The 13,147-nt window shown below is 66.8% G+C and carries 11 protein-coding genes; 4 read left to right on the top strand and 7 right to left on the bottom strand.

Going from position 1 to position 13,147, the window contains the following annotated elements; genetic code table 11:
- Window positions 1-291: 291 nt before the first annotated feature.
- The 6 genes from UC32_RS18880 to UC32_RS18855 all read right to left on the bottom strand — a co-directional run bounded on the left by UC32_RS18880 (window position 292) and on the right by UC32_RS18855 (window position 7,982).
- Window positions 292-2,361 carry an acyltransferase family protein gene (locus UC32_RS18880; protein ID WP_045732709.1) on the bottom strand — a complete coding sequence of 690 codons (2,070 nt, stop codon included), beginning with the start codon at window positions 2,359-2,361 and terminating at the stop codon, window positions 292-294.
- 102 nt (window positions 2,362-2,463) lie between these two features.
- Window positions 2,464-2,706, bottom strand: coding sequence for a hypothetical protein (locus UC32_RS18875; protein ID WP_015936959.1), 243 nt, complete (start codon window positions 2,704-2,706; stop codon window positions 2,464-2,466).
- A gap of 7 nt (window positions 2,707-2,713) precedes the next feature.
- Window positions 2,714-4,156, bottom strand: coding sequence for a flotillin family protein (locus tag UC32_RS18870; protein WP_045732708.1), 1,443 nt, complete (start codon window positions 4,154-4,156; stop codon window positions 2,714-2,716).
- Window positions 4,157-4,473: 317 nt separating this feature from the next.
- A complete protein-coding gene (locus UC32_RS18865) occupies window positions 4,474-5,973 on the bottom strand; it encodes an FAD-binding oxidoreductase (RefSeq protein WP_045732707.1) in 1,500 nt (499 codons plus the stop codon).
- 106 nt (window positions 5,974-6,079) lie between these two features.
- On the bottom strand, window positions 6,080-7,300 hold the full coding sequence (locus UC32_RS18860; protein ID WP_045732706.1) for a cation:proton antiporter: 1,221 nt from the start codon (window positions 7,298-7,300) through the stop codon (window positions 6,080-6,082).
- A 10-nt stretch (window positions 7,301-7,310) separates the two neighbouring features.
- Window positions 7,311-7,982 carry a DedA family protein gene (locus UC32_RS18855; protein WP_045732705.1) on the bottom strand — a complete coding sequence of 224 codons (672 nt, stop codon included), beginning with the start codon at window positions 7,980-7,982 and terminating at the stop codon, window positions 7,311-7,313.
- A 159-nt stretch (window positions 7,983-8,141) separates the two neighbouring features.
- Between UC32_RS18855 and UC32_RS18850 the strand changes: the two genes are divergently transcribed.
- Entirely contained in the window at window positions 8,142-8,966 is an 825-nt protein-coding gene (locus tag UC32_RS18850) for a DUF1206 domain-containing protein (RefSeq protein ID WP_045732704.1), read from the top strand.
- A 33-nt stretch (window positions 8,967-8,999) separates the two neighbouring features.
- Here UC32_RS18850 and UC32_RS18845 read toward each other — a convergent pair whose 3' ends face one another.
- Window positions 9,000-9,617 carry a TetR family transcriptional regulator gene (locus UC32_RS18845; RefSeq protein ID WP_045732703.1) on the bottom strand — a complete coding sequence of 206 codons (618 nt, stop codon included), beginning with the start codon at window positions 9,615-9,617 and terminating at the stop codon, window positions 9,000-9,002.
- A gap of 146 nt (window positions 9,618-9,763) precedes the next feature.
- Here UC32_RS18845 and UC32_RS18840 point away from each other — a divergent pair, with 146 nt between their 5' ends.
- The 3 genes from UC32_RS18840 to UC32_RS18830 all read left to right on the top strand — a co-directional run bounded on the left by UC32_RS18840 (window position 9,764) and on the right by UC32_RS18830 (window position 13,132).
- Entirely contained in the window at window positions 9,764-10,504 is a 741-nt protein-coding gene (locus UC32_RS18840) for an SDR family NAD(P)-dependent oxidoreductase (RefSeq protein WP_045732702.1), read from the top strand.
- 58 nt (window positions 10,505-10,562) lie between these two features.
- The gene (locus UC32_RS18835; protein ID WP_045732701.1) at window positions 10,563-11,609 is read left to right on the top strand and encodes an NAD(P)-dependent alcohol dehydrogenase; all 1,047 of its coding nucleotides are present in this window, start codon (window positions 10,563-10,565) and stop codon (window positions 11,607-11,609) included.
- A 134-nt stretch (window positions 11,610-11,743) separates the two neighbouring features.
- On the top strand, window positions 11,744-13,132 hold the full coding sequence (locus UC32_RS18830; RefSeq protein ID WP_045732700.1) for a sigma 54-interacting transcriptional regulator: 1,389 nt from the start codon (window positions 11,744-11,746) through the stop codon (window positions 13,130-13,132).
- Window positions 13,133-13,147 lie beyond the last annotated feature (15 nt).

Genomic DNA, 13,147 nt, shown 5'->3' with positions numbered 1-13,147 from the left:
GAGGAGATGCGGGATTGCTTGATGCCGGCACCGGCTGCGGGGTGATTCGCGCCATGTGCTGCACGTCACTTTAGTAAGCAAATCAAGCGCTGTCTAGATATGTGATCACAGATCACGAAATTATTTTTTTGATGACGCCCACTACCGGGAAACCAAAGACGCGGGCTGGGGAAGGAGTCGGGTTCGCGAGGAGTATTCCCTCCGGACGGTCCCGATGACGTCCAGACGTGGCTGGGCGCAACCATCGTCGATGAAGGCGACCAGGGGGACTGGCCTGCCGGCTTCCGGGCCTTAGCCCAGGCGCAGTGCAACGGCGAGGTCCGGGGCCAGCGACTTCGCGAACGTGTTCGTCATGTGGTTGTCGCGGTAGACAAGGACGTTGCCGATAACCACCGGGCAGACGCCGTCGCGGCAGAAATGGCGGGACAGGTCGATGGTTTCAACCCCGGGAACTTTGCCGGCGGCGGCCACCAGGGTGTCCGTTCCGGCGAGGGCCTCTGCGGCGGCCGTTGCGCATTGATCCTGTTTGCTGCGCTTCTGCAGGCATTCCACTGGATTTCCGCCGGGGTACGGCGGATCGGCGATCACGGCGACGCGCAGGCCTGCCCCGCGCAGCCGTGACAGGGACTGGACGTACCCGTCAACCAGCGGGGACTCCGGAGCCCAGTGCCAGCCGAGCGCCTTGCGGTAGCCGTCCTCGCGCATCCCCGCCACCAGGACCAGATCCGGCTTCTGCGCGATAATCTTCTCCGCCGTTACGGCGTTCTGCGCCGAGCAATTGGCATACACGGTGTCCGCGGAGCGGGGCGGAGTCAGCGCGAACGGGCATCCGTTGCGCACCATCGCATGGATCCGGAGCGGAATCTTCTTCGACACCGCAACGAGCGGATCCACGAACTGGCCGGCGTGCGAATCGCCCACCACAACCACCACCGGGGCCTCCTGGTCCTGTGACCCGAACCAGCAGTCAGTATCAGGCACGGAGGCAGGATCGTAGACACCGCACGCGCCGGCACTCGTGGCCGGAACGTCCTGCATCGCCACGGACGGATCCGGGCGGACGGGCAGGCCCGCGGGTACGGCGGCGGGACGCTCGGACCACGCCTGGGCGCCGGGGTAGTCCCGGTCCGACAGTGCAGTGGACAGTTGGGCCCGCTTGACCTCTACCACCTGCCACGGTGCCCACGCCGCCACGGTCACCAGCACAGCGCTGCACATGGCAAGGACATACACCTTCCGGTGGCCGCCCCACCCGGTGTTCCGGCTGGAAGGGTGCCGGAAGCGCTGCTCCACCCAGTAGTAGGATGCGGCAGCCAGCGCAAGGCTCAGCACGGCCAAAAGGATGGCCTCCCGGATCCGTGGCGCGCGGCCCAGCAGGGCGACGGCGAACACGATGACTGGCCAGTGCCACAAATAGAGCGAGTAGGACACGTCGCCGATGAAGGTCAGCGGCCGGAGGCTGAGCACCCTGGACGCTGACCACGGAACGGCTGCCGCCGCACTGCCGGACCTCAGGAGCAGCGCCGTGCCGAGTACGGGTATGGCGGCGATGCTGCCGGGGAACGGCATATCGGTGGTCAGGAAGAAGACGGGGATGACGACGGCGGCGACGCCCACCCAGCCGGCAAGGGCGGCGCGGCGCCCTGTGAGGATGCCCATGGTCGGGACCAGGGCCGCCAGCCCGCCGACAGCCAACTCCCACACGCGGGTGCCTGTCACGAAGTAGGCCAGGGTGTGTTCGTGGTTGCTGAGGTAGACGCTGTAGGCAAAGGAGGCCAGTGCCACCGCAGACAGTGCGGGGACGATAAACCTGTCTGGCGCCCGGTTCATCCGGCGGGCGGCAAGCACAAGGCCCAGGAAGAAGAACGGGATCACCAGGTAGAACTGCTCCTCGACGGCGAGGGACCAGAAGTGTTGCAGCGGTGAGACTTCCCCGGTGGCTCCCGCGTAGGACACCGCGGACAACGCCTGATGCCAGTTCTGGACTTGTAGGAGCGAAAAAAGCACATCGGCCGAGATGCCCTGCCAGCGGCTCTGCGGAAGCAGCAGCACGGTGCCCAGCAGGACCGTCACCAGGACGGCTGCAGACGCCGGAAAAAGCCTGCGGATCCGCCTGGCATAGAAGGCGGGGACGGAGATCGACGAGTGCTTGGCAGCTTCCCGTGCAAGGGAGCCAATGATCAGGAAGCCTGAGATGACGAAGAAGACGTCTACTCCGATGAACCCGCCCGCCAGGGCTTCGGGCCGGAGGTGGTAGATGACTACGAGGCCGACGGCCAGCGCGCGGAGCCCCTGGATGTCGAGCCGCGGGGTGTGCCCGGTTCCGTTGTTGGCGCGCTTGACCGCGGAGGCATGCCTCATTGCGTCCCCTCTGTGTACTTCTTCAGTCCCGCGCCGTGCGCAGGGAAAATCCGGGGCGAGCGGAGGCTCGCCGACAGGAGATTCTATCGGATGCCGGGTGGGTTACTCCGCGTGCCGGAGCACGTCCGGGAGTTCCTCGACGTACACCGTTTGGGGCGGTTCAAAGTAGATCACCAGCACTTCCTCGCCCACTGCGAATCCGCTGGCCTTGTCGAAGGGGTGGGCATGGAAGGCCATGGTCCCGCCGAGGTAGGGCAACATGACCTCGCCGATGGTGCCGGGCCCGATCCGTCCCGTTACCCGTGCAATCTTGCCTGTCAGGCTGCGGTCGGCATTCCTGTGCATGGCCGTCCTAGGCGCCGGGAGCCGTTGGTGTCCGCGTGGCGTCCTTGGCGTCCTTGCCGTTGCGGAGCGCGGTGCGCAATGCCGGCAGGTAGTCGCCGGCCTGGGCGAGGATCCCGCCCAGCATCTTGTTGACGCCCTCGCCACCGTTCAGGACTGTCATTTGGCCCACGTGCGAGAAGGGTTCGGCGGCTGCTGCGATGATGGCGGGCATGTTTTCGGCCAGCTGCTGGGAAATCACCGCATCCTGGTTGCTGGCCAAAGCTTCGGCACGCGCCTTGATGCCGTCCGCCTCGGCCAGGGCCTTGGCCTTGATGGCGGAGGCGGCAGCGTCGCCCTTGGCCTTGGTTGCCGCCGCCTCGGCCTCACCGGTCACCTTGGTGGCGCCCGCGGCGGCAGCCGCTGCGGTGGCGTTGGCCTGTGCCGTCACTTCCGTCCGGCGGGCGTTGGCCTGGGCTTCGAGTTCGGTGCGCCGCGCCAAAGCTTCTGCGGCGCTGATGTCCGCGGCTTTTTGGCCCTCTGCATCGGTGCGCTTGGCGTAGGCCTTGGCGTCCGCGGGTTTGCGGATGGTTGTCTGGAGCTTTTGTTCCTCACGGTCCGCCTCGAGTTTGGCGACTTCGGTTTCCTGGACCACCACCTGCTGGCGTGCCGTGGCTTCCGCCAACGGACCGGCCTGGGCGGCGTTGGCCCGGGCACGTTCCGCGTTGGCCTGCGCCACCGACTGCCGGATGGCGGAAACGCTTTGGGCGTCGGCGATGAGGGCTGCCGCTTCGGCTTCCTTTTCGGCCGCCTCCCGGTTGCGGGTGGCCTCGGCGATCCGGGCTTCCATCTTCACCTGGGCAATGTGCGGCTTCGCGATGTTCTGGATGTACCCCGTGGGATCCTGCAGGTCCTTGATCTGCAGCGAATCCACTACGAGGCCGAGTTTCTCCATTTCCACACCGCTGGCGCTGCGGACCTGCGAGGCGAGCTTGTCCCGTTCCCGGATGATTTCCTCGACCGTCATGCTGCCAATGATGGAGCGGAGATGGCCCTCGAAAACGTTATAGACCTGGCTTTCCATCTTGGGCTGCTGGCCGAGGAACCGGCGGGCGGCATTGGCAATAAACGGCGGTGCATCCCCGATCTTGTAAATGACCACGCCTTCCACCACTACCTGGATGCCCTGCGAGGTGACGCAGGAAACTTTGAGTTCGGTTTCGTTCAGGGTGAGTGAGAGCGGGCGCACAGTCTGCAGCCCGGGAAGTACCAGCGCCCCCTTGCCCGTCACGATCTTGAAGTCCATGCCGGCACGGGTATCCAGGGTGCCCCGGGTCAGCCCGGAAATGATCAGTGCCTCGTTGGGTTCTGCCACTTTCCACATCAGTTTCGTGGCTACCCACATGAAGCCAACGGCAAAAAGTACTCCCAGGATGATCGCAATGAGCGGGAAGAATGGTGAGAAGTCCGGCATGATCAGGTCCTTTCACGGGTTCGGAACCCGCCTCGGATAACGCGCCAATAATGCAGCTGCCCGTTCCCGGCCGATCAATTGTGCCCGTAACTGCCCATCCGCTGGCCAACTGTTGTAGCAAGTCTGATTGCGGCCTGCCGAAGAGTCCATAGCCCGGCGCCCGCTATTTGCCCGCGGCAACAAAACAGCGCACGACGGCGGCATCCGCGCCACGCAGGCAGGCCCGCCCCGCCACCGTGGCGGCACGGCGGGCCTGGTTCCCACCCGGCCGAGGACGCACCCCGGACCCGGGCCGGTGGCAACGGCCTTCCAGGTGTTCAGGATGCCGAAGTGGTTTCCGGAGGTGCAGCGTCGGAGCCTGCCCCGGGCTGCAGGTCAGCTGCCTCCCGCTGCAGGGATGCCGGTGCTTGGGCCGCAGGGGCTCCAGCAGCGGCGCCCCGGGCCGGTGCCGGCACGATGTTCTGGTTGATGTGGAAGAAGTTATCGGGATCGTACTTGGCCTTGAGTTCGGCAAGCCGCGCGTAGTTCGAACCCAGCGTCTCCTCGATGCGCGATTGGTCGTCCGAGTCCTGGAAGTTGAGGTAGCCGCCAGGTTCGGAGAACTCATGCAAGGCGTTCCAGTAGCCGCGGACCCACGCGATGTTCCCCTCGTTCTCGGAGGCATCAGGCCACTGTGCCGCGATCACCGGGGCAAAATTGACGTTCCTGTACGCGAAGGCCGTGGCTTCGGGTGCCACCCGCTGCACAGCCCCGTCTATGGGGTAGAAGTGGTTGGCTGTGTGGATGCTCGGAATGCCGGGCGAATTTTCGACCGCGACGCGCAGCGCATCATCGCTGAGGGTGCGCAGGAAGTCGGCTTTCCAGTAGCCCTGGAGTCCGGGAACATTCAGTCCGTCAAACATCATGTTGAGTGCGGGGTAGGGCATCGGCGCGAAGAAGCTGCCCAAGGGCTCTCCTGCATCCAGCATTGGCTGCCAATGGGCCGGCCCCGCGTCGGTATCGCCGGTCCACATGCCCACAATGACGGCAACGGGCCGTCCGTGCCATTCCTCGGGCAGGAACGGGACCGGCGGCCCCTGATGGAAGGCCAGGAACGCGCCCATTTCCTCGGGTTCGGCTGCAATCCAGTCGCGGTAGGCGGCCCCCACACTGGCACCGGTGGACGCATCAAAGAAGATGATGCCCACATGGACCATGTCCACAGGGTGCAGCCGGAACTCAAGGGAGGTGACCACGCCGAAGTTGCCGCTGCCGCCGCGCAAGGCCCAGAACAGGTCGACGTTCTCGGCGTCGCTGGCTGTCAGGAACGAACCGTCCGCCAGCACGACGTCGGCCCCGATGAGGTTGTCGCAGGACAGGCCGTACTTGCGGGCGAGGTAGCCGATGCCGCCGCCCAGGGTCAGTCCACTGACCCCTGTGGTGCCGACGATGCCGCCCGTACTGGCCAGCCCGAAGGCGTGCGTGGCGTGGTTGTAGTCTGCCCAGGTGGCACCGGCTTCGACCCGGGCTGTCCTTGCCGCCGGGTCGACCCGCACGCCGCGGCGCGCCGAGAAATCCAGGACCAGGCCGTCGTCGACCGTTCCGAATCCTGGGGCGCTGTGCCCGCCTCCGCGCACCGCGACGTCAATGCCGAGGCCGCGGGCGAAGCGCACGGCGGCCATGACGTCTGCCGCCTGGGAGACCTGCAGTACCGCGGCCGGCCTGCGGTCGATCATGCCGTTGTAGACGTGCCGCGCTTCCTCGTAACCGGCGTCCCCCTCTTCGAGGACCTGACCGCGGACCTGTTCGCGGAGCACGTCGAAACGATCGCTACCCATGACAACTCCAGATGTGTACCAAGACCAGGGGGCAGCCGGCCCCATACGGGGCCCAGCGGGGGCCAGCGCGCTGACCATTTCGGTATACGCCCGGCCACCACCGCCGTCAAGGCTCAGGGACCCGCCCGTGCCCCCTGTGTTCCGCCGCTGTGGAACCCTTCGATTTGCGGGGCAATTGTCGCAGCGCCAGAAGGGGAAAGACGAGGACCGAGAGCATGCCCGCGCCCACCAAAGCCGCCGAAACGGCACTGGAAATCAGCTCATGGTCCCTGCCGATGGACGTCACCGCCACGATTATCGGCAGGCCTGTGGCGCCGAAGAGCATAATGGCCCGCTTGGTTGCTGAGGAAGACCGCGGGGGAACGGCCAGCAGCGACGGCAGTCCCCGGATCACCAGCAACAGGACCAGGAACAGGGGAACGAGGGCCAGGGCAGCCGGCGAGTCAGTGAGCGCGTGCAGCTCGTAGTCGATACCGGTGTCAATGAAGAAGACCGGCACCAGGAAACCAAACGCAACGGCATCGATCTTCGCCTCGATCACCGTGCGGTCCCGTTCCGGCGCACGGGCGATGGCAACCTTCCACAGGACTCCGGCGGCGAAAGCCCCCAGCAGCATGTCCAGTCCCAGCACCATGCTCAGCACCACCAGCACCGTGAGGATGAACATGATGGACCGCACCGCGAACTGTCCGCTGGTGTGGAGGGTCCTGGTGACCTGGGAATGCAGCAGGGTATGCCTGGCACGTGAAGCCAGGAAGACCGCCAGGGCCGCGAGGAGCACAAATCCGAGCAGCACCGCCGTGGCGGGGCCCAGCTGCCTCCCGCTGAAAAACAGCGAGATGGCGATGAGCGGGCCGAATTCGCCGGCGGCTCCCAACGCGGTCACGGCCACGCCCGCGGCGGAGCGTGACTCGCCGGCGTCGCGCAGGATGGGCAGCAGGGTGCCCAACGCGGTGGAGCTCAGGGCCACGCCGATGATGATGGCCGACGTGGGCGTGGGAGCCAGCAGGAAACCTGCGCCTACACCGGCAGCCAGGGAGATCAGCCAGCCGCCACTGGCACGCAGCACCGGCCGCCCCCGGATCAGGGCAAAGTCGATTTCGTTACCGGCAACGAAGAAGAGCATGGCCAGCCCGAAGTCCGCCAAAGTGTCCGTAAAGTCCGTGGACTGGATCCACCCCAGGACGCTGGGGCCAAGTGCCATGCCGAGGACGATTTCGAAGACGACGATCGGGATCTTCACCACCCGCTCCAGGGAGCGCGCCGCAAGGGGTGCCGCGATCGCCAGGAAGGCGATCAGGACCAGCGATATGGACAGCTCCTGCATCGGCGGTGCCTCACTTTTCGGCTGGCGGCGGCCCGGACGGCTGCCGCTTCCTGTTGCGGGCACGCCGCACCCGCCAGATCACCAGGGCAGCGAGGCCAATGACCACGACGGCGGCAGTCACGTCCTCGCCCGCCGCCTTGGCTACGGCGCCGTAGGAGTTGCCGGCCAGGTAGCCGAGCAGCACGAAGCCGGCACCCCAGATGAGTCCGCCCGCGGCGTTGAAGGCCAAAAAGCGCGGGTAGTGCATGCCGGAGACACCGGCCAGGGCCGGCATCAGGGCCCGGAACAGCGCCACGAATCTGCCGAGGAAGACCGCCGACCCGCCGCGGCGCCGCAGGAAGTCCTGGGTCTTGGCGAGGTTGTCGCTGTGCCGGAGCAGGAACCGGTTCTCCAGCAGCCTGGGGCCCATGTGCTTGCCCACCTCGTATCCCACACTGTCGCCGATGATGGCGGCCAGCACCACCACGGCCATCATGACGCCCAACTGCACTTCGCCGCGGCTGGCCACCACCCCGCCCAGCACGGCGGCCGTCTCGCCGGGGATGACGAAGCCGATGAACAATGCGTCCTCAGCGAAGACAAGCAGGGCCACCAGCGTGTAGGCGAGCGCCGGGCTGACGCTGAGGATCCCGTCCACCAGGCCGCTCACGGGGGCTCCGCCGTCACGGCCTGCTGCCCTCATTGATCTCCATGATTGCCATTGTGTACCCGCGCCGGCGGAACCCGGCAGGGTGGGTACTGTCCGCACGGCATTTACGGCTCTACACTGAAGCATTCCCACCGCGGCCAGGGCACGGACGCTGCGGAACAGATGATCAGCGTCAGATCGAAAGGGCCGGCCATGGGCAACGCCTCGGAGAAGGCAAACCGTGCAGTTTCCGGAGCGGCGTCCGCGAGCCGGAGCCCCGCGCTGCGGGTGCTGGCCCGCGGCGGCTTCGTCTTCATTGGGCTGCTCCACATCCTGATTGGCGTGATTGCCCTGCAAATCGCCGGCGGGCAGGGCGGCGAGGCCGACCAGACCGGCGCCATCGGGGCGGTGGCCTCAAAACCCGGCGGCGTCTTCCTGCTGTGGGCGGGTGCTGTCGCCTGCGCCGCGCTCGCCCTGTGGATGGTCAGCGAGGCCGTTTTTGAGGCGCGATCCCAATCAGAGTCCAAGAAGAAGCTGCAAAAGGCCGGCACCGCCGGTGGGAAGGCGCTGGTGTTCGGGGTCCTTGCCTTCACGTTCGCGGTGTTTGCCACCGGCGGAAGCAAGAGTTCGAGCCAGTCCGCCACCGACTTCACCGCGAAACTGATGGCGGCTCCTGCCGGCGTTGTGCTTTTGGTTGCCGTGGGGCTCGCCATCATCGGCGCCGGCGGGTACTACGCCTACAAGGGCTTCACCCGGAACTTCATGGAAGACCTGCAGGACCCCGGCAACGCCCGGACCGCGGTTGAATGGACCGGCAGCGTCGGGTATGTGGCCAAGGGCGTGGTGCTTGCCGTCGTCGGCGTCCTGGTGATCGCCGCCGCCGTCACCGCCGATCCGTCAAAGTCCACCGGCCTGGACGGGGGGCTGAAGACGCTCGGCTCGCAGCCCTACGGCACCGTCCTGCTGGCTGTCATCGCGGTGGGGCTGGCCTGCTACGGGGTCTACTCGATGGCGCGGGCGCGGTACGGACGCTTCTAGCCCCCTGGTGGCCGCCCGGGGGGCGATGCATGCTCAGCCGATCGGCCACCATTCGGGAAGCAGTTCACGGAGGTCCGCCAGGAATTCGTCTACGGGGCGGGGCGAGGCCTCCACCAGGCGGGACTCCAAGGCCCCCACCACTCCGTAGGCGATGAACCGGGCCACCATGGGTGGCGGGACTTCCCGGCCGTCCGGTGCCGGTACTGCGATGGCACGGCGCTCAAGCAGTTGGCGGACGGAAACCTCGAAGTGTGCTCCGAGCATGGCATGCAGGCCGCCGGTGCCCGGCTCGGTGACCAGTCCCCGGCGGTAGATGGCGCGGTGCCGGTCCAGGTGCCGGACCACGCCGGCCGTTACCGCGCCGATGGCCGGGCCGATGTCGCCGCCGGCCGCGCTGAGGTGTTCCGTGCGGAGCACGTCCAGTTCGTCGGAAAGGACCTTCCGCAGCAGGGCCGCAGGGGAGGCGGCGTGCTGGTAGAAGGTGGACCTGTTGACCCCGGCGGCGGCCGCGACCTGCCCTGCAGCGAGTGCTCCGGCGTCGTGCTCCCCGGCGAGGTCCAGGATGGCCGCGGCCAGCTTTTCACGGCTGCGAACGGCCCGCGGGTCGCGAAGCGCAGGTGCTTCGGGGTCCTGCTTCGGTTGCGATGTCATGCAGGTCACACTCCCGGGTGATCTTGGCCGCCGGCGGTGGATAAACCGCCACGTCGAGCGTACCGTTCTAACTATCCAACAAATGTCGGATAAATGTTTTGGGCCGCTTCGTTGACAACCCGGCCCGCTGTGGAAAGGAAGCACCCATGTCCCGTTTTGACGGACGAGTCGCCATCATCACCGGAGGAGCCAGCGGCATTGGTCGGGCAACTGCTGTCCGCTTTGCCGGCGAAGGCGGGTCCGTAGTCGTTGCGGACATCCAGGACGAACTCGCCGCCCAGGTGGCCGCAGAGATCGGCGCCGCCGGGGGCCATGCGCGGGCCTTCCACCTGGACGTGACCAGCGAGACCGGCTGGGCCGGCGTCGTGGCCTTCGCCCTCGAGGAATTCGGCCGGCTGGACGTACTGGTCAACAACGCGGGCATCGGCGACAACCAGTCCATCGAGGACACCAGCGTTGAGACCTACACCAAGGTGGTGGCCGTGACGCAGACCAGCGTGTTCCTCGGCGAAAAGGCCGCAGCGGCCGCCCTGAAGGAGTCCGGCAACGGCGCCGTGGTCAACGTGTCCTCCATGTTCGGCATCGTGGGTGGCTTCGGGACCTCGCCCGCTTACGCAGCGGCCAAGGGTGCCGTCCGCACCCTGACCAAGAACACCGCACTCGGCTGGGCCACCCAGGGAATCCGCGTGAACTCCGTCCACCCCGGCTTCATCGACACCCCCATCCTCGGAGACACGGACCGGAGGCTCCTGACGGACACCACGCCCATGGCCCGGCTGGGCCGGCCCGAAGACGTTGCCGCAGTCATTCTCTTCGCCGCCAGCGACGACGCCGCGTTCATGACCGGGTCCGAGCTGGTAGTCGACGGCGGCTACACCGCACGCTGACCGGACCACCTCCGGGCAGCCAACCGAACATAATTCAGCACAACAGGAAGGGCATCGCATGCGCGCGATCGTATTCAAGGAATGGCAGCAGTTTCCCGCACTCGAGGACGTGGACCGGCCAACTCCGGGTCCGGGCGAGGTGCTGCTGAAGGTGGCCGGTGCCGGAGCCTGCCACTCTGACGTCAGCATCTTCGAGGACTTCACGGCCGAAGTCCCCGGGAACATGACCAAGGGCTTCGTGCTGGGCCACGAGAACTCGGGGTGGGTGGAGGAACTGGGCGCGGGCGTGGAAGGCATCGAGGTGGGAGCCGCCTACCTGGTCTACGGTCCCATCGGCTGCGGCCATTGCAAGGCCTGCTCCCGCGGGCAGGACACCTACTGCGAAAACGCAGCAACCAACCCCTACCTGGGCATCGGCCTGGGCCGTGACGGCGGCATGGCGGAGTACGTCACCGTCCCCGTCCGCAACCTGATCCCGCTCGGGGATGCGGATCCCATCGCGGCGGCACCGCTGGCCGACGCCGCCCTGACTCCGTACCACGCCATCAAGACGGCCCTGCCGAACCTGAACGGCGGTGGTCGCTATGCGCTGGTGGTGGGGCTCGGCGGCCTGGGACAGATTGCCGTCCAGATCCTCAAGGCACTGACCGGAGCCACCGTCATTGCAACGGACATGAAGCCCGAGGCGATGGCCAAGGCAGAAGCCGCAGGGGCCATCACGGTTCCCGGCGGCCCGGACCAGGTGGCACGGATCCGGGAAATCACCGGCGGCCGCGGCGTGGACGCCGCGTTCGACTTCGTCGGCGTCACCCCGACAATCGCCACCGCCACCGGTTCGATGGCCGTGGGTGGGCGGCTGACCGTCGTCGGCATTGCAGGCGGCGTCCACGAATGGACGTTCTTCAACACCCCCTACGAGTCCACCATCACCAACACCTACTGGGGAACCATTGAGGAACTCCACGAGGTGGTGGACATGTACCGGGCAGGGCAGATCCTCCCGGAGATTGAAACCTTTTCCCTAACGGACGGACTCACCGCCTACCGGAAGCTGGCAAGCGGGCAGCTGAGCGCCCGCGCCGTGGTGGTTCCGCACCAGGCATAAGCTGTGGTGGCCCGGCTGGGCGGCCCGGCCACCCCTTCAGCCGGGGCCGTGCCGTGCATGTCCCGGCGCGTTCCCTGGCGGGGAATATGGTGGAATCCCTCGATTAGGGGGAGGACGGGGATTACCGTAGAGGGGTGACTGACCGTCCCGAAATCTCCACTGTTGGCGAACTGCGTGCTGCGGGTCATGTCCTGAAGGACCTGCGGCACGAAATCCGAGACAACCTGCTGGCCGCGCTCGCGGACGGGCGGGATCCCTGGCCCGGGCTTTACGGGTTTGGACGGACCGTCCTGCCCCAGTTGGAGCGGGCGCTGATCGCCGGGCATGACCTGGTGCTGCTGGGCGAGCGGGGACAGGGCAAGACCCGGGTGCTGCGTACGCTGGCCGGGCTGCTCGACGAATGGTCGCCGGTCATCGAGGGCTCGGAGCTGAACGAACACCCCTATGAACCCATTACGGAAGCCACTCGGGCCCTGGCCGCCTCGGAGGGGGACCGTCTGCGCGTTGCCTGGCGGCACCGTTCGGAGCGGTACGTGGAAAAGCTCGCCACTCCAGACACCTCCGTGGCGGACCTCATCGGCGACGTCGACCCCATGCGCGTGGCCGAGGGCCGACGACTTGGGGACCCCGAAACCATCCATTACGGACTGATTCCGCGCTCCAACCGCGGCATCGTCGCCATCAACGAACTTCCGGACCTTGCCGAGCGGATCCAGGTGGCCATGCTCAACGTGATGGAGGAACGGGACATCCAGATCCGCGGCTACGTGCTGCGGCTGCCGCTGGACGTCCTGGTGGTGGCATCGGCGAACCCCGAGGACTACACCAACCGCGGCCGGATCATCACCCCGCTGAAGGACCGCTTCGGAGCCGAGATCCGTACCCATTACCCCATCGAGCTGGAAGACGAGGTTGCCGTCATCCGGCAGGAAGGGCGGCTTGTGGCGGACGTGCCCGCCGTCATCCTGGAGATCCTCGCCCGGTACACACGAGCCTTGCGGCATTCGCCGGCCATTAACCAGACATCCGGGGTCTCTGCGCGGTTCGCCATTGCCGGCGCGGAAACGGTGGCCGCCGCGGCCCTGCGCAGGGCCAGCCTCCGCGGCGAAGACGAGGCCGTGGCCCGGATCATCGACCTGGAACCGGCAGTGGAAGTCCTCAGCGGCAAGCTGGAATTTGAATCCGGAGAGGAAGGCCGCGAACAGGGCATCCTTGACCACCTCCTGCGCACCGCCACCGCAGAAGCCGTCAGGGCCCATTTCCAGGGCATCGACATGGGGCCGCTCGTGGCAGCCTTCGACGGCCACAGGACAGTTACCACCGGCGGGCAGGTCACGGCGAAGGAGTTCCTTGACAACCTCCCCTCGCTGAACGGATCAGGTTTGTACGACCTGATTGGCAAGCGCATGGGTGCGCAGAACGACGGACAGCGCGCCGCCGCCGTCGAACTTGCCCTCGAAGGGCTCTACCTCGGCCGGCGGATCTCCAAAGAGGCCGACGACGACGAAACGGTCTACGGCTGAGCGCACGCCTGCAGC

Source organism: Pseudarthrobacter chlorophenolicus (assembly GCF_000962805.1).
In the GTDB taxonomy this organism is placed as follows: Bacteria; Actinomycetota; Actinomycetes; order Actinomycetales; family Micrococcaceae; genus Arthrobacter; species Arthrobacter chlorophenolicus_A.
Note: the sequence above shows the minus strand (reverse complement) of the source record. Positions and strands in the feature narration are given on the sequence as shown.

Bases quoted from the DNA above. Each gene is read 5' to 3' on its own strand.
- UC32_RS18880 (WP_045732709.1), bottom strand. From the start codon at position 2,361: ATGAGGCATGCCTCCGCGGTCAAGCGCGCCAACAACGGAACCGGGCAC.
- UC32_RS18865 (WP_045732707.1), bottom strand. From the start codon at position 5,973: ATGGGTAGCGATCGTTTCGACGTGCTCCGCGAACAGGTCCGCGGTCAG.
- UC32_RS18855 (WP_045732705.1), bottom strand. From the start codon at position 7,982: ATGAGGGCAGCAGGCCGTGACGGCGGAGCCCCCGTGAGCGGCCTGGTG.
- UC32_RS18845 (WP_045732703.1), bottom strand. From the start codon at position 9,617: ATGACATCGCAACCGAAGCAGGACCCCGAAGCACCTGCGCTTCGCGAC.
- UC32_RS18875 (WP_015936959.1), bottom strand. From the start codon at position 2,706: ATGCACAGGAATGCCGACCGCAGCCTGACAGGCAAGATTGCACGGGTA.
- UC32_RS18850 (WP_045732704.1), top strand. From the start codon at position 8,142: ATGGGCAACGCCTCGGAGAAGGCAAACCGTGCAGTTTCCGGAGCGGCG.
- UC32_RS18840 (WP_045732702.1), top strand. From the start codon at position 9,764: ATGTCCCGTTTTGACGGACGAGTCGCCATCATCACCGGAGGAGCCAGC.
- UC32_RS18870 (WP_045732708.1), bottom strand. From the start codon at position 4,156: ATGCCGGACTTCTCACCATTCTTCCCGCTCATTGCGATCATCCTGGGA.
- UC32_RS18860 (WP_045732706.1), bottom strand. From the start codon at position 7,300: ATGCAGGAGCTGTCCATATCGCTGGTCCTGATCGCCTTCCTGGCGATC.
- UC32_RS18835 (WP_045732701.1), top strand. From the start codon at position 10,563: ATGCGCGCGATCGTATTCAAGGAATGGCAGCAGTTTCCCGCACTCGAG.